At 72.5% G+C, this 20,727-nt stretch carries 18 protein-coding genes and 2 pseudogenes; 12 read left to right on the forward strand and 8 right to left on the reverse strand.

From position 1 onward, the window contains the following. Positions 1–90 precede the first annotated feature (90 nt). The 3 genes and pseudogenes from PSU4_RS03755 to PSU4_RS32165 all read left to right on the forward strand — a co-directional run. Positions 91–318, forward strand: a pseudogene (locus PSU4_RS03755) (cupin domain-containing protein); the annotation flags it as partial. Positions 319–401: 83 nt separating this feature from the next. Beyond that, on the forward strand, positions 402–1,901 hold the full coding sequence (locus PSU4_RS03760; RefSeq protein WP_147102529.1) for an FAD-dependent monooxygenase: 1,500 nt from the start codon (positions 402–404) through the stop codon (positions 1,899–1,901). A gap of 245 nt (positions 1,902–2,146) precedes the next feature. Then, positions 2,147–2,806, forward strand: a pseudogene (locus PSU4_RS32165) (AMP-binding protein); the annotation flags it as partial. A gap of 53 nt (positions 2,807–2,859) precedes the next feature. On the opposite strand, the gene PSU4_RS32170 reads toward PSU4_RS32165, so the two are convergent. Further along, the gene (locus tag PSU4_RS32170) at positions 2,860–3,603 is read right to left on the reverse strand and encodes an alanyl-tRNA editing protein (RefSeq protein WP_147102530.1); all 744 of its coding nucleotides are present in this window, start codon (positions 3,601–3,603) and stop codon (positions 2,860–2,862) included. 107 nt (positions 3,604–3,710) lie between these two features. Between PSU4_RS32170 and PSU4_RS03775 the strand changes: the two genes are divergently transcribed. Next, positions 3,711–4,394, forward strand: a complete 684-nt coding sequence (locus PSU4_RS03775) for a RibD family protein (RefSeq protein WP_147102531.1) — start codon at positions 3,711–3,713, stop codon at positions 4,392–4,394. Here the strand turns inward: PSU4_RS03775 and PSU4_RS03780 are convergent. Further along, positions 4,285–5,025 carry a CDP-alcohol phosphatidyltransferase family protein gene (locus tag PSU4_RS03780; protein ID WP_147102532.1) on the reverse strand — a complete coding sequence of 247 codons (741 nt, stop codon included), beginning with the start codon at positions 5,023–5,025 and terminating at the stop codon, positions 4,285–4,287. The genes PSU4_RS03775 and PSU4_RS03780 overlap by 110 nt on opposite strands. 286 nt (positions 5,026–5,311) lie before the next feature. Between PSU4_RS03780 and PSU4_RS03785 the strand changes: the two genes are divergently transcribed. The 6 genes from PSU4_RS03785 (at position 5,312) to PSU4_RS03810 (ending at position 10,673) form a co-directional block, all read left to right on the forward strand. Then, positions 5,312–6,289, forward strand: a complete 978-nt coding sequence (locus PSU4_RS03785) for a zinc-dependent alcohol dehydrogenase (RefSeq protein WP_147102533.1) — start codon at positions 5,312–5,314, stop codon at positions 6,287–6,289. 2 nt (positions 6,290–6,291) lie between these two features. Further along, positions 6,292–6,690 (forward strand): 6-pyruvoyl trahydropterin synthase family protein, encoded by a 399-nt coding sequence (locus PSU4_RS03790; RefSeq protein WP_147102534.1) that lies wholly within the window; start codon positions 6,292–6,294, stop codon positions 6,688–6,690. Then, positions 6,687–7,751, forward strand: coding sequence for a glycosyltransferase family 4 protein (locus PSU4_RS03795; RefSeq protein ID WP_147102535.1), 1,065 nt, complete (start codon positions 6,687–6,689; stop codon positions 7,749–7,751). The genes PSU4_RS03790 and PSU4_RS03795 overlap by 4 nt, the downstream gene beginning before the upstream one ends. Then, positions 7,748–8,698 (forward strand): lysylphosphatidylglycerol synthase transmembrane domain-containing protein, encoded by a 951-nt coding sequence (locus tag PSU4_RS03800; protein ID WP_147102536.1) that lies wholly within the window; start codon positions 7,748–7,750, stop codon positions 8,696–8,698. Before PSU4_RS03795 ends, PSU4_RS03800 begins: the two co-directional genes overlap by 4 nt. A gap of 738 nt (positions 8,699–9,436) precedes the next feature. Continuing rightward, positions 9,437–10,258 (forward strand): sulfatase-like hydrolase/transferase, encoded by an 822-nt coding sequence (locus tag PSU4_RS32175; protein WP_246114924.1) that lies wholly within the window; start codon positions 9,437–9,439, stop codon positions 10,256–10,258. A 4-nt stretch (positions 10,259–10,262) separates the two neighbouring features. Continuing rightward, positions 10,263–10,673, forward strand: coding sequence for a hypothetical protein (locus PSU4_RS03810; protein ID WP_147102537.1), 411 nt, complete (start codon positions 10,263–10,265; stop codon positions 10,671–10,673). On the opposite strand, the gene PSU4_RS03815 is transcribed toward PSU4_RS03810, so the two are convergent. Continuing rightward, the gene (locus tag PSU4_RS03815; protein ID WP_147102538.1) at positions 10,649–11,161 is read right to left on the reverse strand and encodes an Lrp/AsnC family transcriptional regulator; all 513 of its coding nucleotides are present in this window, start codon (positions 11,159–11,161) and stop codon (positions 10,649–10,651) included. The two genes, PSU4_RS03810 and PSU4_RS03815, sit on opposite strands and share 25 nt — an antisense overlap. Positions 11,162–11,294: 133 nt before the next feature. Here PSU4_RS03815 and hppD point away from each other — a divergent pair, with 133 nt between their 5' ends. Continuing rightward, complete coding sequence (hppD, locus tag PSU4_RS03820) at positions 11,295–12,458, forward strand: 4-hydroxyphenylpyruvate dioxygenase (RefSeq protein WP_147102539.1); 1,164 nt, start codon at positions 11,295–11,297, stop codon at positions 12,456–12,458. A gap of 1,135 nt (positions 12,459–13,593) precedes the next feature. Here the strand turns inward: hppD and PSU4_RS03825 are convergent. The 3 genes from PSU4_RS03825 to PSU4_RS03835 are packed head-to-tail and all read right to left on the reverse strand — an operon-like array spanning position 13,594 to position 17,170. Continuing rightward, positions 13,594–15,222 carry an ABC transporter substrate-binding protein gene (locus tag PSU4_RS03825; protein WP_147102540.1) on the reverse strand — a complete coding sequence of 543 codons (1,629 nt, stop codon included), beginning with the start codon at positions 15,220–15,222 and terminating at the stop codon, positions 13,594–13,596. A 58-nt stretch (positions 15,223–15,280) separates the two neighbouring features. Beyond that, positions 15,281–15,808 (reverse strand): VOC family protein, encoded by a 528-nt coding sequence (locus PSU4_RS03830; protein ID WP_147102541.1) that lies wholly within the window; start codon positions 15,806–15,808, stop codon positions 15,281–15,283. A 12-nt stretch (positions 15,809–15,820) separates the two neighbouring features. Further along, positions 15,821–17,170 (reverse strand): Rieske 2Fe-2S domain-containing protein, encoded by a 1,350-nt coding sequence (locus PSU4_RS03835; RefSeq protein WP_147102542.1) that lies wholly within the window; start codon positions 17,168–17,170, stop codon positions 15,821–15,823. A gap of 237 nt (positions 17,171–17,407) precedes the next feature. On the opposite strand from PSU4_RS03835, the gene PSU4_RS03840 reads away from it, so the two are divergent. Beyond that, the gene (locus PSU4_RS03840) at positions 17,408–18,343 is read left to right on the forward strand and encodes a LysR substrate-binding domain-containing protein (RefSeq protein ID WP_147102543.1); all 936 of its coding nucleotides are present in this window, start codon (positions 17,408–17,410) and stop codon (positions 18,341–18,343) included. Positions 18,344–18,620: 277 nt separating this feature from the next. Here the strand turns inward: PSU4_RS03840 and PSU4_RS03845 are convergent, their stop codons facing one another. Further along, positions 18,621–19,502, reverse strand: coding sequence for a phosphoribulokinase (locus PSU4_RS03845; RefSeq protein ID WP_147102544.1), 882 nt, complete (start codon positions 19,500–19,502; stop codon positions 18,621–18,623). 25 nt (positions 19,503–19,527) lie between these two features. Further along, the gene (locus PSU4_RS03850) at positions 19,528–20,604 is read right to left on the reverse strand and encodes a class 1 fructose-bisphosphatase (RefSeq protein WP_147102545.1); all 1,077 of its coding nucleotides are present in this window, start codon (positions 20,602–20,604) and stop codon (positions 19,528–19,530) included. Positions 20,605–20,727: the final 123 nt, after the last annotated feature.

The following is a 20,727-nucleotide window of genomic DNA, read 5'->3' on the forward strand; positions in this document are numbered from 1 at the left end:
TCGAGAACGTGAGCCTCCCGGCCCGCGCGCCGTCGGCGGGGGGAGGGCGCGATGACCGCGACCGACCGGCTCCCGAAGATCAGCGCAGCGGAGCAGGAGCACACCGACGCCGCGCTCGCCGCGCAGCTGGAGCTGGAGGCCGAGGGACACCCCGGCGTCGTCGAGCCCGGGCACGCCGCGGTCCGGTTCACCAACCCCGCGACCGCGGGCGACTGCCTGTCGACGATGCGCTGCGAGATGCACCGGCTGCACGCCGGCACCCGCACCGCGACCACTCGCACCGCGGGCTCGGCGGTCTGGCAGGTGTTCGACGGCGCTACCCGGGGCCCGGGTCGTCGCTCGTGACGCGGGTCGAGGGCGTCGGCGAGCTGCGCAACACCGTCGTCGCGGGGGCCTGAGGGATGCGCGTCGCCGTCGTCGGGGGCGGGCCGGGAGGGCTGTTCGCGGCCACCCTGATCCGCCGCGCCGACCCGTCCGCCGAGGTCACCGTCTTCGAGCGCAACCGCGCCGACGACACGTTCGGCTTCGGCGTCGTCTTCTCCGACCGCACGCTCGCGGCGATCGACGAGGCCGACCCCGTGCTGCGCGAGGCGCTCACCGAGCACGGCCGGCACTGGGACGACATCGAGGTCCGGCTCAAGGGCGAGCGGATCCGCTGCGGCGGCAACGGGATGGCCTCCGTCGTGCGACGGACGCTCCTGGGTCTGCTGCAGGCACGGGCCCGCGAGGCGGGCGCCGAGCTGCGGTTCGCCACCGAGGTCGGGCTCGACGATCTCTGCGGGTACGACCTGGTCGTCGGGGCCGACGGCGCGGGGTCGCGGATCCGGGAGGCGCTCGGCGACGAGCTCGGCACCGAGGTCGAGACGGCGACGGCCAAGTTCATCTGGTTCGGCACCGACCACCTCTTCGACGGCCTGACGTTCGTCCACGAACGCAGCCCCGACGGCGTCTTCGCCGTCCACGGCTACCCGATCTCCGCACCCGGCGCCGACCCGGTGTCGACGTTCATCGTCGAGACCGACGAACAGTCGTGGCGCCGAGCAGGCCTCGATGAGTTCGACGTGACCCAGCCGCCCGGCGCCAGCGACATGATCACCAAGGAGTACCTGGAGAAGCTCTTCGCCGAACAGATCGACGGCAGGAAACTGCTGGTCAACAACTCGCGCTGGGGCAACTTCCGCACCCGGCGCACCCGGCGCTGGCACACGCTGCGCCCGCGGCCCGTCGTGCTGCTCGGCGACGCCGTGCACACCGCGCACTTCTCCGTCGGCTCCGGCACGAAGATGGCGATGGAGGACGCGGTCGCGCTCGCCGCCGCGCTGGCCACGCACCCCCGCGACCTACCGGCCGCGCTGGCCGCCTACGAGGAGGCCGCGCAGCCGTCGGTGCGGCGGATCCAGGACTCGGCCCGGCCGAGTCTGTCCTGGTGGGAGCACTTCGGCCGCTACCACGACGCGTTCGAGCCGTGGCAGTTCGCGTACCACTTCCTGTCGCGCAGCATCTCCGACGCGCGGCTCGCCCGTCGGGCCCCCGACTTCGTCGCCGCCAGCCACCAGGGCTGGGTCGACGCGCACGGCTCCGAGCCGCTGCAGACGCCGTTCGGATCGGCGCACGGGCGGCTCGTTCCCGCGAGCCTGGCCGACGACATGCCCGTCGTCGACGCCCCGGACTCCGAGGCCGGCCTGCCCGAGGCGTTCGCCGGGCTGGACCGGGTCGCCGCCCTCCGGCCCGCGTTCGTCGTCGTCCGCGGCGGGACCCCGCTCACCCGGGTACTCGTCTCCGAGCAGGCGCGGCTGGTGCTCGGGCTGTCGTCGATGGTCGTCGAGCCCGACGCCGACGCCGACCTGGCGACGACGCTCGTCCTCTCCGGGCGGGCCGACCTGGTCGGGGTGCCGTCGTGACCTGCGCGGCCGCCGTGTGCGGGTTCCGTGCGCGGGGTGGTGTCCGACGAGCACGTCGCGAAGGAGCTGCTCGGCCGCATCGGCATCCGGACGACCGACCGCCGCGCCTGCGACCGATCGCCGCCGCACTCGGCGACCTGCTCGTCGCGAACCCCGCATCTCGACGAGATCGAGATCAACCCCTTGCGCCCGACCCTGACCGGGTTGGTCGCGCTCGATGCCGTCGTCGTTCCCGGGAGGGTCAGATGCCCAGTCCGATCAGTGACCACACCGTGCCCTGGCCCGACGACGTGGCCGCCGACTATGTCACCAAGGGGTACTGGGCCGGCGTCCCGCTCGGCACCCTGCTGCGCGAGGCGGCGGACCGCGATCCCGACGCGACGGCGCTCGTGGACGCCGCCGCCGGAATCCGGCTCACCCATCGCGAGCTCACCGAACGCGCCGACGCCGCCGCCGTCCGGCTGCTCGACCTCGGCCTGGAGCCCGGGCATCGGATCGTCGTGCAGCTGGCCAACGGCTGGGAGTTCGTCGTCTCGACGATCGCGTGCCTGCGGGCGGGGATCGTCCCGGTCATGGCGCTGCCCGCGCACCGCCGCACCGAGCTGGCCCACCTCGCGTCGCACTCCGAGGCGACGGCGATCGCCGTCCCGGACCGGTTGCGCGACTTCGACCACCAGGAGCTGGCCCATTCGCTCGAGGTCGGGCTCGTCCTCGTCGCCGGTGACGACGTGGCCCCCGGCAGCGTCGACCTCCGGGCAGTCTGCGGTCCGTCGACCGACCCCGCGGCCGACCGCGACCGGCTCGCCGCGATCCCGATCAGCAGCCGTGACGTCGCCGTCTTCCTGCTCTCGGGCGGCACGACCGGCCTCCCGAAGCTCATCGCGCGCACCCACGACGACTACGCCTACAACGCCGGCGTCAGCGCCGACGTCGCCGCCGTCGACGCCTCGTCGGCGTATCAGCTCACGCGAACGCGCAGGCGTCGAAAGCCCCGGCCCTTGTTCTCCACCTTCACGACGTCGACGCGGCCGATCAGCTTCGTCGACGCCACGTGCGTGCCGCCGTCGGCCTGCTGGTCGAGACCGTCGATGTCGACCACGCGGATCGTCTGCAGGTCCTCGGGCAGCAGGTCGGCCGTCGTCCGGATGAGGTTCGGGATCTCGAACGCCTCCGCCCGTGGCAGCAGCCGCGCGGAGATGGGCCGGTCGAGCGCGATCTCGGCGTTGACGGCTTCGGCGACCCGGTCCTTGAACCCCTCCGGGACCTCGGGGAGGTCGAAGTCCATCCGCGCGGTCAGCGGCTCCATGTTGCCGCCGGTGACCTTCGCGCCGAAGTCGCGGAACACCACCGCCGTGAGGATGTGCAGGCCGCTGTGGGTGCGCATCAGGCCGGTGCGGCGTTCGTCGTCGATCGCCCCGCGGACCTCGGTGCCCGCCGCCGGGACCGGGTCGCCCTCGGCGGGGACGAGGTACAGGTCGTCGCCGCGGAAGGTGCCGACGATCCGCGTCCGCACCCCGCCCCACAGCAGCACGCCCTCGTCCGGCGGCTGGCCCCCGCCACCGGGGTAGAACGCCGACCGGTCGAGCACGATCCCGCGCTTCGGGTCGACGGCCACCACCGTCGCGGTGAAGTCGCGAACGCTCGGATCGACCAGGTCGAGACGGTGGGTGTGTCCGTGCCGGGTGACGTCGTCGGCAGCCATGACCGCGACCCTAGGACCTGCCCCGCCGAACTGCGCTGAACCGGTCGGGATCGCGAGACGTCGGGGAGAGGGTGGGTTTCGACCGGTACCTGTGCTCTCCTGAGGTGATGACGGGACGTCCGCACGTGCTGCTGTCGGCCGCGGTGTCCCTCGACGGCTGCATCGACGACGTCAGCGGCGAGAGGTTGATCCTCTCCAACGACGCCGACCTCGACCGGGTCGACGAGGTGCGGGCGTCGGTCGACGCGATCCTGGTGGGCGCCAACACGATCCGCTGCGACGACCCGCGTCTGCTCGTGCGGTCGGACGCCCGCCGCGCGGCCCGGGTCGCGACCGGACGGCCGCCGTCGCCGGTCAAGGTGACGCTGACCCGCACCGGCAAGATCGCCCCCGACTCGCGGTTCCTCACCGCGGGGGAGGGGGAGCGGATCGTCTACGCGCCGGCGTCGGCGGTGTCCGACGTGCGCGACCGGATCAGGGACGCCGCGACCGTCGTCGGGGTCGGGGACCCGCTCGACATCGAGACGCTGCTGGCCGATCTGCGCCGGCGCGGGGTGCGTCGGCTGATGGTCGAGGGCGGCTCCGAGGTGCACACCCTGTTCATGGCGTCGGGGCTGGTCGACGAGCTGCACGTCGTGTTCGCGCCGTTCCTCGTCGGGCAGCCGGGGGCGCCGCGGTTCGTCAACGCCGCCGAGTTCCCGCAGGGGCCGACCCACCGGATGCGGCTGGTCGAGACCCGCCCGATCGGCGACGTCGTGCTGCTGCGCTACCTGCCCTGCTCAGATACCTGACGTCGCGCCCGAACGACCAGACGAGAGCGACGAGGGCGATGCCGACGATCGCTGCGTCCACTGTCGCGGGCAGCAGCGGTGCCGAGGCGACGACCAGCACGATCCCCTGCGCGGCGGCGACGACCTTGGCGCCGGTCGTCGGCGGCACGGTCCCGCGCATCCACGGCACCACGGCGGTGATGCCGACGAACGCGTACCGCATCGCCCCGATCGCCACCACCCACCAGCCGAGCAGCCCCGCGACGTGCACGGACAGGACGGCGATGAGCCAGGCGTCGGTCTCCATGTCGAACCGCGCCCCGAACTCCGACGCGGTTCCGGACCGGCGCGCGACCCGGCCGTCGACGGCGTCCAGCGCGAGTGCCACCGTGGCGAGGACCACGAGCGCGCCGACGGGCACCGGGAGACCGGCCACCCCGTCGGCGACCAGGGCGGTGACCCCGCCGCCCAGGACCGCACGGACCGCGGTGACCCGGTCGGCGGGCCCGTTCTCGCGCCGCCCCCGGGCGAGCAGGACCGCGAGCACCAGGGCGTGCACGGTCCCGGCGACCCACCCGGCGACCCCGAGCCCGGTCGTCGCAGCCAGGACGCCCAGCAGCGCCAGCTCGCCGAGCACCGTCGTCGCGATCATGAGCCCTTCCGTTCCCCGTCCCGTCCTTGCGACGCACGCGAGGCCCGCCCGGTTCACCCCCAGCCGCGCGCAACCTCAGTGTCGTCGAACGGGCGCGGGAGGACCGTGAGGTTGCGCGCGGCATGCGAGAACTCGCAACAGGCGGGAGGCCATGACCGCGGAGTGGCAGCGGAACGGCTGGTTGAGGGTTCGCGGGGACCTTGCGGTGACGTTCACGTGCTCCTGGTGGACCGGGACGGCCTCGACGCGTGATCCTCTGACGCGACCGTCGTCCGGGAGGAGCGCGATGACCGACGCACGAGCGCTGTGGTTGCGCGCGCCCGGCGAGCCGGAGATCCGGGACGTCCCCGTGGAGGAGCGGGGGCCCGGCGAGGTGCTCGTGCGGACGTCGTTCAGCGGGGTCAGCCGGGGCACCGAGGCGATCGTGTTCCGCGGCGGGGTGCCGGAGAGCCAGCGCGAGATCATGCGCGCGCCGTTCCAGGAGGGCGACTTCCCCGGACCGGTGAAGTACGGGTACCTCAATGTCGGCGTCGTCGAGGAAGGCCCCGCCGATCTCGTGGGCCGCACCGTGTTCTGCCTCTACCCGCACCAGACGCACTACGTCGTCCCGGCGTCGTGGGTCACCGTCGTCCCACCCGACGTGCCGCCGGAGCGGGCCGTGCTGGCGGGGACGGTCGAGACGGCGGTCAACGCCCTGTGGGACGCCGCGCCGCTGGTGGGGGACCGGATCGCGGTCGTCGGGGCGGGAATGGTCGGGTGTGCGGTCGCGGCGGTGCTGGCGGGGCTGCCGGGGGCGCGGGTGCAGCTGGTCGACCCGCTGCGGTCCCGTTCGTCGGTTGCCGCCGCGCTTCACACAGGGTTCGCGCAGCCCGAGGACGCCGACGGCGACTGCGATTTGGTCGTCCACACCAGCGCCACGAGCGAGGGGCTCGCCCGGTCGTTGGAGCTGCTCGCCGACGAGGGCGAGGTCGTCGACATGAGCTGGTACGGCGACCGGCCGGTCACCCTGCCGCTGGGCGAGGGTTTCCATCCGCGCCGGCTGACGATCCGCAGCAGCCAGGTCGGCACGGTGGCGCCGCGCCGCGCCCGCCGCGGGTTCGCCGGGCGCCGCGACGTCGCCATGCGGCTGCTCGCCGACGACCGGTTCGACGCACTGGTGACCAGCACGGGAACGTTCGAGGAGCTGCCGGTCACACTCCCGCGCGTCCTCACCGATGAACCGCCGGGGCTCCTGCACCGTGTCGGGTACGGGGGAAGGAGCTGACGTTGTTCGCCATCACCGTCCGCGACCACTTCATGGTCGCCCACAGCTTCCGCGGCGAGGTGTTCGGCCCGGCGCAGGCGCTGCACGGCGCGACGTACGTCGTCGACGCGACGTTCCGGCGCACCGACCTCGACGACGACGGGATCGTCGTCGACATCGGGCTCGCCACCGCCCAGCTGGGCGAGGTGCTGGGGGAGCTCAACTACCGCAACCTCGACGACGAGCCCGCGTTCGCGGGGCGCAACACGTCGACGGAGTTCCTGGCCAAGGTCGTCGCCGACCGGCTGGCCGAGCGGGTGCACGCCGGCGCCCTGGGGGAGGGCGCCCGCGGGCTCGCGGGTATCGCGGTGACGCTGAACGAGTCGCACGTGGCGTCGGCCTCGTACGAAAGAGCGTTGTGAACCGCGCGGTCACGGTCGTCGTCCTGCCGGCCGGCGTCGACGACCCTGCGCGCCCGTCCGGCGGCAACGTCTACGACCGGCGGCTGTGCACGGCGCTCGCGGCGAACCGGCCGCTGTGCGAGATCGAGGTCGACGGCACCTGGCCGCGCCCCGAACCCGCCGCCCGGACGGCACTCGCGTCGGCGCTGGCCGCGATCCCGGCCGGCACCGTCGTCGTGCTGGACGGGCTGGTGGCCTGCGGGGTGCCGGAGGTCGTCGTGCCGCACTCCGCGCGGCTGCGGTTGGTCGTGCTCGTCCACCTCCCGCTCGGCGACGAGGCGGGCGCCGCGCCGGGTCTGGCCGCCGCCGAGCGCCGCGTCCTGCACGCCGCGGCGGCGGTCGTCACGACGAGCGCGTGGACGGCACGCCGGGTCGTCGAGGGGCACGGTCTCCCGGCCGCCCGGGTGCACGTCGCCGAGCCGGGCGCTGACCCCGCACCCCTCGCGGCCGGCTCCGGCGACGGCGGCAGCCTGCTGTGCCTGGGCGCGGTCACGCCGACGAAGGGGCAGGACGTGCTGGTCGAGGCCCTGGCCGCGGTCGCCGACCGGCGCTGGACGTGCCGCGTCGGCGGGCCGCTCGACCGGGCGCCCGCGTTCGCCCACCGGGTCCGGGAACGGGCCCGCGTCCACGGCCTCGCCGAACGGGTCAGCTTCGACGGGCCGCTCGCCGGCCGGGCCCTCGACGCCGCGTTCGACGGCGCCGACCTGCTGGTCCTGCCGTCGCGGACCGAGGCCTTCGGGATGGTCGTGCGCGAGGCCGCGGCCCGCGCCATCCCGGTGCTCGCCACCGACGCGGGGGGTGTCGGCGAGGCGTTGGGGGAGGGCGGGCTGCTGGTCGAACCCGGCGACGCGCGGGCCCTGGCCCGTGGGCTGCGCCGCTGGTTCGACGACGCCGGGCTGCGACATGCGTTGCGCCGCAGCGCAATGGTGGCGCGGTTCGCTGTCCCGGGCTGGGACCGGACCGCGGCCCGGGTCGCCGCGGTGCTCGACGCCCTCGCCCCCGCACCGGCGTTGCTGAGATGACCGCGGTCGCTCCGGCACCGGCCGCGCCGCCGCGGCCCGGCGGCCGTGCGCTCCTGCGCCGACACGGCAGCGTGATCGGCGGCGTCGCGGTGCTCGCCGTCGTCGCGTGGCAGCTCGGCGCCGGCCCGCTGCTCGACGGGCTGCGCGCTGTCGACCCGACCGTCGTGGTCGTCGCGCTCGCCGTCGGCCTGCTGACGACCGGCTGCAACGCCGCCCGCTGGCGACTCGTCGCGGGCGGGCTGGAGCTGCCGCTGCGGTTGCGGCCCGCGCTCGCCCACTGCTACCAAGCGACGTTCCTCAACACCGTGCTCCCGACCGGCGTGCTCGGCGACGTCGGACGGGCCGTCGGGCACGGCCGTGCCGTCGGCGCGGTGGCGCGGTCGGCGCGCGCGGTCGCCCTGGAACGCTTCGCAGGCCAGATCCTGCTGGTCGTCGTCGGTCTGACGGTGCTGCTGGCGCAGCCCGACGCGTTCTCGGTCCTGCTGCCCGGGCCGGTCGCGGTCGGCGTCGCCGGGACGGTCGTGGTGGCCGGCGCGGTCGCGGTGCGGTGCGTGCCGCCGCTGCGATCCGCGGTCGCGACGCTGCTCGCCGATGCCCGGACGGGCCTGTTCTCCGCCCGCGTGTGGCCCGGCGCGTTCGGGCTCTCGACGATCGCGCTCGCCGGCAACGTGACGCTGTTCGTCGTCGCGACCAGAGCGATCGGGTCGGACGCGCGCGTCACCCAGCTGCTGCCGGTCGTGCTCGTCGCCCTGTTCGCGACGGGCCTGCCCGTCGGCATCGGCGGCTTCGGTCCGCGCGACGCCGCCGCGGCACTGGGCTTCTGCGCCGCGGGCCTGCCTGCCGCCGACGGCGCGTCCGCGTCGATCGTCTACGGCCTGCTGACGTTCGCGTCGACGATCCCGGGCGCGGTCGTGCTGGCGGCCCGGCGCGGTCGCGCGGTCGGATGAGGAGCGTCCTCGCTGTCGCCGTGGTGGTCGTCGCGCTGGTCGCTCCCGCGGCCTTCAGCGCACTCACCCCGGCCGCCTTCCTGCGCATCCCGCTCGAAGGGCTCGTCGCCGCCGCGGTGCTGCTCGTGCTGCGCGGGCGGGCCCGCCGGATCGCGGCCGTCGTGTTCGGGACCGCGCTCGGGGTCCTGACGGTGCTGCGCCTGTTCGACCTCGGCTTCTCCGCCGTCCTCGACCGACCATTCGACCCGCTGAACGACGCCGGCCTGCTCCGGGGCGGTGTCGACTTCGTGCGCTCCTCCTCGGGCGGGACCGCGGCCGTCGGGACGATCGTCGGTGCGGTGGTGCTCGGGCTGCTGGTGATCGCCCTGGTGACGGCCGCGGTCCTGCGCACGGCCCGCGTCGTCACCGGGCACCCGACGCCGTCGACGCGCGTCGTCGCGGTGCTCGCCGTCGCCTGGACCGTGCTCGCCGTGCTCGGCACCCAGGCCGCCGGACTGCCCGTCGCCTCCCGCGACGCGGCCGCGCTCGCCGCCACCCACATCGGCCAGGTCGGTGCCGCCATCACCGACCACCGCGAGTTCGAGGCCGCCGCCGCGGACGACCCCTACCGCACCACCCCGGGTGACGAGCTGCTGACCGCGTTGCGCGGCAAGGACGTCGTGCTCGTGTACGTCGAGAGCTACGGGGCGCACCGCCCTCACCGACCCGTCGCTGGACGCCCTGCTCGACGGGGCGGGCCTGCCCGCCCGCAGCGCCTTCCTCACCTCGCCGACCTTCGGCGGCGGCAGCTGGCTCGCGCACTCGACGCTGGAGTCCGGCGTCTGGATCGACAACCAGGCCCGCTTCGACGATCTCGACGCCACCGGCCGCGCCACGCTCGCGGCGTTGTTCCGCCGGGCCGGCTGGGCGACCGCCGCGGTCCAGCCCGGCACCACCTCCGGCTTCGCCGACGCCGACTTCTACGGCTACGACCAGGTCCTCGACGCGCACACCCTGGGGTACGAGGGCCCCAACTTCAGCTTCGCGACGATGCCCGACCAGTACACGCTGAAGACGTTCCAGGACCGGCTCCGCGCCCCCGGCCACGCGCCGCTGATGGCCGAGCTGACCCTCGTGTCCAGCCACGCGCCGTGGACGCCGCTGCCCACGCTGGTGCCGTGGGACCAGGTCGGCGACGGCTCGGTCTACGCCTCGACGTCCGGGCCGAGCCTGCCGCCGCAGGCCATCATGACCACCGACCCGGCCGTCGTCCGCGCGAACTACCTCGCCTCGATCCGCTACTCGCTCGCGACGCTGATCTCCTACCTGCAGACCTACGGCGACCCGGACCTCGTCACGATCGTCGTCGGCGACCACCAGCCCGCACCCGTCGCCACCGGCAACGACCCGAACCGCGACGTGCCGGTCTCGATCGTCGCGCGCGACCCCGCCGTCCTCGACGCGATCGCGACCTGGGGCTGGGAACCCGGGCTGCGGCCCTCGGCGCAGGCACCGGTCCGGCGCATGGACACCTTCCGCGACGGGTTCACGCAGGCCTACGGGCCGCGCCCCATAGAGTGATCACATGCCTGGGCGGGCCGCGGCCGCGGTGGTGGATGTCTTCGTCTACGTGGTCGTACTCGGCCTGTTCGTCGAGTACCTGCCTGCGGTCCTGAGCGAGACCTTCACCCTCACCCTGCTGACGGCGGTGCTGCTCAAAGTCGTCCTCGAGGTGGTGATCCTCGCGAAGAACAAGGTGAAGACACGATTCCGCGAGGCCGCGTCCCCGATCGGGAAGGTCGGTGCCGCGCTGCTGCTGTGGCTGGTGCTGTTCAGCAGCAAGTTCGTCGTCCTCGAAGTCGTCGACCTCGCCTTCGGCTCCCGCGTCAGCCTGGGCGGCTTCTTCTCGGTGTCGGGGCTGATCGTCGCCCTGATGGTGGCGCGTGAGCTCGTGCGCCGGCTGCTCGCCTCCTACGACGCCCCCGAGCCGCGGTAGGCCGGCGCCCTCCGCGGTGCCGCCCGCGGAAGGCTGCGCAACAGCGGCAGCGTCCGCGGCGCCACCACCTCCGAGAGGACGACGACGCTCGTCGACCGCGCCACCACCCCGGACCGGTTGAGCTCCAGCAGGGTGCGCTGCAGCTCCTCGTGCGACGACGCCGCCAGCCGGCACAGCACGTCCGACGAACCCGTCGTCGCGTACGCCTCGAGCACCGCCGGATGAGCCGCCAGCTCAGCGGCGACGTCGTCGAGCGCGCCCTGGGCGATCTCCAACGTCACGAAGGCGTGGACGCCGAACCCGGCCGCGACGAGGTCGACGTCGGGGCCGTACCCGGTGACGACGCCCTCGCGTTCGAGCCGGTCGATCCGCGCCTGCACCGTGCCGCGCGCGACCTGCAGCAGCCGCGACAGCTCCAGCACACCCGCGCGGGGGTGCTCGCGCATGGCGGCGAGGAGGTCGACGTCGAGCGCGTCGAGGTCGGTCATGTGGTCAGAATGTACAGCTCTGATGGTGTTCTGCCGCGCGATCTGCACACCTGCTCCACTCGCAGTGACGCTGGTTGCGGGCCATCCCACGCCGCGCTGTCCTGGCTGCACACACCCCACCCGAGGAGGCGCCATGAGCATCGACCACGACCTCTCGACGGACCAGCTCCACCGGCTCCTCGGCCTCGTGGATCACGACGCCGGCGACGACCCCTTCCCCGTCACGGGGTGGGACGCGGTGGTGTGGGTCGTCGGCAACGCCGCGCAGACCGCGCTGCACCACCGGCTCGTCCTCGGCATGGAACTCGTCGCCTACTCCGGGCCCGAGACCGGCAACGCCGACCACCACGCCTACGTCCTGCAGGCCGGCCACGTCCGGTTCGTCGTCACCGGAGGGGTCGACCCCGCGAGCCCCCTGCACGACCGGCACCGCCTCCACGGCGACGGCGTCGCCGACATCGCGCTCGAGGTCCCCGACGTCGACCGCTGCGTCGCCCACGCCCGCTCCGCCGGCGCGACCGTCCTCGTGGAGCCGCACGACGTCTCCGACGAGCACGGCACCGTCCGCACCGCCGCGATCGCCACCTACGGCGACACCCGGCACACCCTCGTCGACAGATCCCGCTACGACGGCCCCTACCTGCCCGGATACATCGCTGCGAATGGACCCGCCCTCGCGACGCCGGCGTTCCAGGCCCTCGACCACGTCGTGGGCAACGTCGAGCTCGGGCGGATGGACGAGTGGGTCGCGTTCTACACCCGCGTCATGGGGTTCACGAACATGGCCGAGTTCGTCGGCGCCGACATCGCGACGGACTACTCGGCGCTGATGAGCAAGGTCGTCGCCAGCGGGGACCGGCGGGTGAAGTTCCCGCTCAACGAGCCCGCCCGGGGCCGCAGGCGCTCCCAGATCGACGAGTACCTCGACTTCCACGCGGGCCCCGGCGTCCAGCACCTCGCGCTGGCCACCGACGACATCCTCGCCACCGTCGACGCCCTGCGCGCCAGGGGCATCGAGTTCCTCCCGACGCCGGCGTCGTACTACTCCGACCCCGCCCTGCGGGCCCGGATCGGCGACGTCCGCGTCGACATCGAGGAACTCGCCGCCCGCGGCATCCTGGTCGACCGCGACGAGGACGGCTACCTGCTGCAGATCTTCACCCGACCCGTCGGCGACCGGCCGACGGTGTTCTTCGAGTTCATCGAGCGTCACGGCTCGCTCGGCTTCGGGAAGGGCAACTTCAAGGCCCTGTTCGAGGCGATCGAGCGCGAGCAGGCCCGCCGCGGCAATTTCTGACCCCCCGCCTGTGAGTGGCAATAGTCGCTATCGCGACTATTGCCACTCACGAGAGCGCGGGGCCCAGGGCCGAGTAGCGCGCCCCCGATCCGCGCCGAGAGCCGAGCGCAACCTCACGGTCGTGTTCCGGGCCAGGAGCAGCAGTGAGGTTGCGCGCGGATTGTGGGGCGGGTGGGTGCCGGCCAGGAGGGCGGCGCGGACGCGGGAGGCGTCGGCCGGGTCGGTCCCGCGCCAGGCGACGACGTGGTCCGGGCGAAGCAGCGCGTACTCGCCCGGGGCCAGGAAGCCGACGCCGTCGAGCAGTGCCAGTCCGGTCCGGCGAGGTCGAGGGTCGAGCGGCCGTCGGCGAGCCACCGGTGCGGCACCCGGGCCCCGACTCGACCGGCCGGCGCGAACACAGTGATCGGCTCCTCCCCGGCGGGTCCGCCGCCTCCGAGGGCGCCGGCCGGGTACCGGAACGTGCCTGTGGCCAGCACGAACGGGTGCGCGATCGCGCTCGCCGGCCGGTGAGGTCACCATGCACGCCCTGGCCGACCGGATCGGCGTCCGCAGCCCGATGGCGCTCTACCGGCACGTCGGGAGCAAGGACGGGCTCGCCGCCCCGATGGCCGACGCTGTCTACGCCGCGATCGACGTCCCCACCGGCGCCGGCGCCCGGCCCTGCACGGGCTCGGGACCAGCGCCTGGGCGCAGGTCCAGGAGCATCCGTGGTTCGCCCGCCTCGCGTTCGCACGCCCGCCGCTGGGCCCGGGGCCCTCGCGATGTACGAAGCCGCCCTCGGCGAACTCGCACTGCTCGACCTCGGCACCGCCGCCCGCATGGGTTTCGTCAACACCGTGCTCGGGCACGTCCTCGGCTCGGGTCTCGCGCTGCTCGAGGAACGGTCGATGAGGGCGACGGCCGACCTGGCGACCGCCGCGGACCTCGACCGTGCTGTCGGCCCCTACCTCGCCCGGGTCGCCGCGGCCGGCGCCCACCCGCGCACTTCAGCGCGCGGGCGGCCGACCCGGACCGGCTGGCCGCGCCACCACAGACGTTCGAGGCGATCCTCGACTGGCTGCTCGACGGGCTCGAGACCCTGTCGTGAGTGGCAATAGTCGCCCCAGCGACTATTGCCACTCACAGGGAGGCACGGTCAGCGGTCGAGCCAGGTCGTCGCGAAGAACATGTCGCGCGACAGGTACCGGTCGACGCCCTTGACGTCCTTCTTCGTGATCGTCGCCAGGTAGGCCCGGCTGATCCAGACCACCGCGAGGTCCTTGTTCACCTGGACCTCGACCTGCTGGTAGTCCTTCGTGCGCTGGGCGTCGTCGCCGGTGACGGCGGCGTCGGCCAGCCACGTGTCGACGTCCGGGTTCGAGTACTTCCCGAAGTTGCCGCTGCCCCCGGTGCCGACGAGCCGCTGCGCCCCCGGGAACGGATTGTCCAGCGGCGCGACGGTCGTGCTGAGCTGGAAGTCCCCGCTCTGCACGACGGCCGACGAGTACTGCGCCAGGTCGTAGGTCTTGACGTCGACGTCGATCCCGATGGCGGCCATCTGCGCCTGGACGAACTCGGCGAAGGGCTGCCGGCTCGACGTCGTCTTGAACGTGAAGTCGGGGTTCCCGCCCTTGGCCCGGTAGGCGTCGACGAGCTCCTTGGCCTTGGCCTGGTCGAACGTCGGCCACAGGTCGGCGGCCTGCTGGGTGTGGAACGGGCCGGCCCCGTCGAACAGGCTGGTCGCCGTCGTCAGCCGGTTGTTGTACTGGCTGGCCGACAACGCCTTCATGTCGAGGGCGCGGATGATCGCCTCGCGCATGCTGCGGTCGTCGAACGGTGCCGTGGTGAAGTTGAAGAACAGGTACTCACCGGAGTTGCCGGGGCCGTAGTAGACCCGCAGGTCCGGGTTGTTCAGGCCGCGGACGAGCTCCTGGTTGTACGCGGCGAAGGCGAGGTCGATGTCGCCGTTCTGTGTCGACGACGTGCGGGTCTCGGTGTCGGGCAGCGGCCGGAACTCCAGCCCGTCGAGGTACGGCTTGCCCTGCTGCCAGTAGTTCGGGTTGCGTGCCAACGTCATCTTCGAGTCGCGGGCCCAGCTGGTGAGGGTGAACGGGCCGGCGCCGACCGGGTTGTCGGCGATGTCCTTGCCGTACTTCTGCAGTGCCGCCGGCGAGATGATCATGCCGAGGGTGCCGTTGAACCCGCTCTGGGCGAAGACGATCGGGAACGACGCCAGCGGGGACGTCAGCGTGAACCGCACCGTCAGCGGGTCGACCGCCTGCATGTCGGCGATCATCGCCGCGTAGGCGTGCGCGGGTGAGGTCGCCTTGTCGATGTGGCGCTGGGTGTTCACGATGACGGCGTTCGCGTCGAAGTCGGTGCCGTCGGAGAACGTCACGTTCGGGGTCAACGTCATCGTCCACGTCGTTCCGTCGTCCGACGTCGTCATGCCCGTCGCGATGAACGGCTCGACCTTGCCGTCAGGGGAGAGCCTGAGCAGCGAGTCGTAGACGGCGTTCTGCGCCATGTTGGTGTTCTGCACCGTCGGGTCGAAGCTGACGGCCTCACGGTCGGTGCCGAGGATCAGCGTGCCGCCCTCCTTGGGCGTGCCTTCCTCGGCGAGGTCACCGCCGTAGGGGTCGATCGCGGTGATCGGCCCGGTCTGTGCACCCGACGATCCCGTCGACGACCCGCAGCCCGTCACGACCAGCAGCATCGCGGCGGCCGCCGCCACCACCCCGGCCCGGCGGGCCTGCCACCGTCGTCGTCCCGTTCGCACCTGCATCTCGCCCACCCACTCCTCGTCGAGTCCGGCAGTGATCAGTGCTCGCGCGGCCGGCGCCTCACGTCCCGGCGGGGGACGGCGTCGACACACCCACCCCGCCGCGCGTGTCCGCGCCGTAGCGCGCGACCTCCGCGCCCAGGTCCAACGGCACGCCGCGGCGCGTGCGCGCCTCGTAGTGCGAGTCGTCGAGCCGGTCGGCGGGGACGAGCCAGGCCACCTCGAACTCGATGCCGTCGGGGTCGCGCGCGTAGATGCTCTTCGTCGTGCCGTGGTCGGTGGCGCCGACGAGGGCGCCCGCCCGGCCCAGGACCTCGGCGAGATCCCCGAGCTCGCGCAACGTCCGCAGCTCCCAGCCGAGGTGGTAGAGCCCCACCGTGGTGGAACCGGCCGGCGAGTCGTGCGCGCCGTCGCCGATCGCGAACAGCCCGATGTCGTGGTCGTTCGTCGAGTCCGGAGCCTGCATGAACGCCGCCCGCCCAGGGCGGTCCATGACGACCCGGAAGCCGAGCAGGTCCCGGTAGAAAGCCACACTGCGGTCGACGTCGCGGACGTAGAGGACGGCGTGGTTGAGCCGGCTGATTCCCACGGTGGTGCCGGGTCAGTCGCCCGCGACCGGGAGCGGCCGCCCGATCGAGTCGAGCGCCTCCTGGACGGCGGGATCGTCGTCGGTGCCCAGGTGACGCCAGTCCTCGCCCTCGTCGAGGATCTTGTCGGCGGCCCGGATCGTGGTGAAGTCGTGGCCGTCTCCGGCGAGCGCCGGCGGCGGGGTGCCGTCGGTCTTCAGGGCCTTCGCCGCGCCGAGCAGGATGCGCCGCATCCGGATGACCGCCTTGTCGAGCTGGCCGAGCTGCTCGGTGCTGCGGTCGTAGATCGGGCCCATCGACTCGGTGACCATCAGGTCCTGGCTGACGAAGTCGGCGACACCGCTGAAGGTCTCGGTGCGCTGGACGTCGCGGTCGAGCTTGTAGCCGTTCTCGGCGGTGTACTCGCGCGGGGTGATGCCCCCGACGCGGCGGATGAACGGCGTCTCGAACGGGCTGAAGCTGTGCAGCGGGGCGCCGCCGTGGCCCTGCGGGTTGGCGTCGACCTGCGCGTCGAAGTTGTAGCGCCAGCAACTGTGGTCGTCGATCGGGACGACCATCAGGTGCCGGGTGTTGTAGGGAATCGCCGCGATGATCGTCGAGTAGGGGGCGATGTACTCGGTGATGCGGACGTTGGTGTGCCCGTTGGGCGTGGTCCGCAGGCCTCCGTAGCGGAAGCCGTACCAGGTGTTCTCGACCTCGATGCGCGGCGCCTGGTCGTGGGTCCAGAACCGCCACGTCGCCTTGTTCGACGGGTAGCCGGGCTTGTCGGTGCCGTCGTCGGGGAAGTCGCCCGCGGCGAAGAAGCCGTGCAGCCAGGAGATGTGGGCGGTGTCGAGGTTGCCCTCCATCGTCTGGATCCAGTTGCAGTCGGCGTAGAGCTTCGTGGCCAGGGTCCGCTCGGGCGGCAGCGACTCGGTGCCGAAGTCGCGGAACGGCGTCATCGTGTCGGCCGGGCCCATGTAGGTCCAGACGATCCCGCCCGACTCGTGCACCGGGTACGCCTTGGCCTTCACCCGCTCCTTGAACGAGCTCTCCGGCGGCTCGCTGGGCATGTCGACGCAGTTGCCCTCGGTGTCGAACTTCCAGCCGTGGTACGGGCAGCGCAGGCCGCAGTCCTCGTTGCGCCCGAAGAACAGGGAGGCGCCGCGGTGCGGGCAGTTCTCCTGGATCAGGCCGGCCTTGCCGCTGGTGTCGCGGAACGCGACGAGCTTCTCGCCGAGCAACGTGACCCGCAGCGGCGTGCAGTCGGGACCGGGCAGTTCCTCGCTGAGCGCGGCGGGGGTCCAGTAGCGGCGCAGGACGTCGCCCATCGGGGTCCCCGGCCCGACCCGGCACAGGGTCTCGTTGTCCGCGTGCGACAGCATCGTCGGCCCTCCTCGTGGCGCGTCCGGGCACGGCTGTTGCCGGGCACGGTCGTGCCACTCCCGGAGCGAATTCAGGTCCTCGGCGGGATTCCGCCGGATTGCGTCTTCGACGTTAACCCAGGCCATTCACGCGGCGGAAACAAGCAATTCGTCTGACGCGCCATCAGCGTCGTGAATACCGCGACCCTTGATTCAGGAAAGGCTTACCTTCCTTTCTCGACGTGATGTGATGGCGGCGTGACGTCCTCGTCGGCGAGGCTCGCCCGTCTCGATCTCAACCTGCTCGTGGTGCTGCGAGAGCTCCTGCGCGAACGCAACGTCACCCGCGCTGCCGCCCGCGTCGGCGTCTCCCAGCCCGCCGCCAGCGCCGCCCTCGCCCGGCTCCGCCGCCACTTCGACGACGAGCTGCTGGTCCGCAAGGGCGCCGGCTACGAGCTGTCCGCGCTCGCCCACCAGCTCGCCGACCAGGTCGAGACCGTCTGTGACGGCATCGACCGGCTCCTGACCACCGGCGCCGACTTCGACCCCGCCACCTCGCACCACGAGTTCACGATCGTCATGTCCGACTACGCCATCGCTGTCATGGGGGAACGCCTCGCCGCCGAGACCCGCAGGCGCGCACCCCACGTGCGGCTCAACATCGTGCTGGTGCGCGAGGCCCTGGCCGCCGGCATCGACCGCACCATCCGCGCCGTCGACGCCGTCGTCTCCTCCGCGACCGCCCGGTTCCGGCTGCCCGAGATCCGTTCGACGCTGCTGTTCCGCGACCGCTGGGTGTGCGTCGTCGGCCGGGACGCCCCCTACGGCGACACCCTCACCCTCGACGAGCTGCGCGGCGCCGGGTGGGTCGTGCCCTACCACCGCGACTCCGAGTTCCCCTCGGTCGTGCCCGTCAGCGAGCAGCTCGCAGCATTGGGAATCCGGCCGTCGGTGGCCGTGCGCGTCGACAGCTACGTGGCCGTCCCGTTCCTCGTCGCCTCCTCCGGGCACGTGGCGCTCATGCAGGAGACGCTGGCCCGGACGATGGAGACGCGCCTGGGGCTGCGGGTGCTCGACCCGCCCGCGCCGCTGGAACCGTTCGTCGAACGGGTGTGGTGGCACGAGCGCCTCACCTCCGACCCTGCCCACCGCTGGTTCCGCCGGATCGTCGAACGCGCCGCCCGCCCGCTGTGAGAGCGCCTGCGACGCTCGTGAGTGGCAATAGTCGCTATAGCGACTATTGCCACTCACAGGGGCTACGACTTCCAGCTGCCGGCGAGGAACAGCTCGCTCGACAGGTGCCGCGAGACGCCCTTCACGTTCGGGCGGGCGATCGCGGCCTTCGCAGCCCGCGAGCGCGCAGCAGTTCCGGACGACGCGTGCGACCGGAAACGACATCCCGCGCGCAACCTGACGGTCGTGATCCGGTGCCGCGACGACCGTGAGGTTGCGCGCGGGGTTCTGGGCGCGGTCAGGCGCCGACGGCCTGCTTGCGACGCTCCATCAGGCGCCAGATCATCGGGGTGAAGATCAGCTGCATCGCGAGGTCGAACTTGCCGCCCGGGCAGACGATCGTGTTGGCCCGCGACATGAACGAGTCGTGCAGCATCGACAGCAGGTAGGAGAAGTCGATGCCCTTGGGGTTCGCGAAGCGGATGATCAACATCGACTCGTCGGCCGTCGGGATCGCGCGGGCGATGAACGGGTTGGACGTGTCGACCATCGGGACCCGCTGGAAGTTCACGTGCGTGCGCGAGAACTGCGGGCAGATGTGGTTCACGTAGTCCGGCATGCGGCGCAGGATCGTGTCGGTGACGGCCTCGGTGGAGTAGCCGCGCTGGACCTTGTCCCGCTGCAGCTTCTGGATCCACTCGAGGTTGATCACCGGGACGACTCCGATGAGCAGGTCGGGGTGCTGGGCGACGTCGGCCTTGTCGGTGACGACGGCGCCGTGCAGGCCCTCGTAGAACAGCACGTCGGAATCGGGTGCGAGGTCGGTCCACGGGGTGAAGGTGCCGGGCGGCTGGTTGTGCGGCGCGGCCTCCTCGTCGTCGTGGAGGTACTTGCGGACCCTGCCCGTGCCCGACTCGCCGTAGGTGCGGAACAGCTCCTCGAGCTCCTCGAAGAGGTTGGACTCGGGGCCGAAGTGGCTGAAGCTGTGGTCGCCCTTGGCGTGGGCCTCGGCCATCGCGACCTTCATCTCGGCCCGGTCGAAGCGGTGGAAGCTGTCGCCCTCGACCGTGGCCGCGTTGACGTGCTCGCGGCGGAAGATCTGCTGGAAGGCCCGCATGACCGAGGTCGTCCCGGCCCCTGACGCGCCGGTGACCGCGATGATGGGGTGCTTGTTCGACATCGTGTCTCTCCGTTCGTCTTCCGGGTCAGTTCGCGGTGGCGCGGAACAGTCCGCGGGTGCTGTAGAAGGGGGTGTCCACCCCGGTGTCGACGTTCTCGACGTGGTACTTCGCCACCCGCTCGACCTCCTCGACGGCGCCGAAGACGAGCGCGATGCGCTGGTGCAGCCCGGTGGGCACGACGTCGAGGATGCGCTCGTGGCCCGTGTTCGCGGCGCCGCCGGCCTGCTCGACGATGAACGCGACGGGGTTGGCCTCGTAGAGCAGGCGCAGCCGGCCCGGCTTGGCGGGGTCCTTGGTGTCGCGCGGGTAGAGGAAGACGCCGCCGCGGGTGAGGATGCGGTGGGTCTCGGCGACCAGGGACGCCACCCAGCGCATGTTGAAGTCCTTGCCGCGGGGGCCGGACCTGCCGGCGAGGCACTCGTCGACGTAGCGCCGTACGGCGGGCTCCCAGAAGCGGCGGTTCGACGCGTTGATCGCGAACTCCGACGTGGACTCCGGGATGCGGATGTCCTCGCGGGTGAGGATGAACTCGCCCAGCTGCGGGTCGAGGGTGAACGCGTGCGTGCCGCGGCCCACGGTGAGGACGAGGATCGTCGACGGCCCGTAGATGGCGTATCCGGCGGCGACCTGGGTGGTGCCGGGCTGCAGGAAGTCGTCGGCCGTGGGGGCGGCGGCCGCGCCCTCGGGCGCCCGCAGGACCGAGAAGATGCTGCCGACGGACACGTTCACGTCGATGTTCGACGACCCGTCCAGCGGGTCGAAGACCAGCAGGTACTTGCCGCGCGGGAACTCGGCCGGGATCTCGTACGGGTCGTCGAGCTCCTCGGAGGCCATGCCGGCGACCTGGCCGCCCCACTCGGTGGCGCGGATGAAGATGTCGTTGGACATCACGTCGAGCTTCTGCTGGGTCTCACCCTGCACGTTGACGGTGCCCTGGGCACCGAGGACGCCTTCGAGCGCGCCGTGGGCGACCCGGCCCGCGATGGCCTTGCAGGCGATGGCGACGTCGAGGATCAGCGAGTTGAGGTCGCCCACCGCGTCGGGGTGGCGCCGTCGCTCGTCGTTGAGGAACCGGGCGAGCGTCGTACGGTCGGCGAGCATTGCGTTTCTCCCCGCAGCCGGGTCGGACAAGAGTCAGGGTCGAGCACGGTCGAAGGACAGGGCGGCGCGCACGGTGCGGCCGCCGTGTCATGGAGGTTGCCGTTCCGCGTCGCCCGGCCCATC

Source organism: Pseudonocardia sulfidoxydans NBRC 16205 (assembly GCF_007989085.1).
In the GTDB taxonomy this organism is placed as follows: Bacteria; Actinomycetota; Actinomycetes; order Mycobacteriales; family Pseudonocardiaceae; genus Pseudonocardia; species Pseudonocardia sulfidoxydans.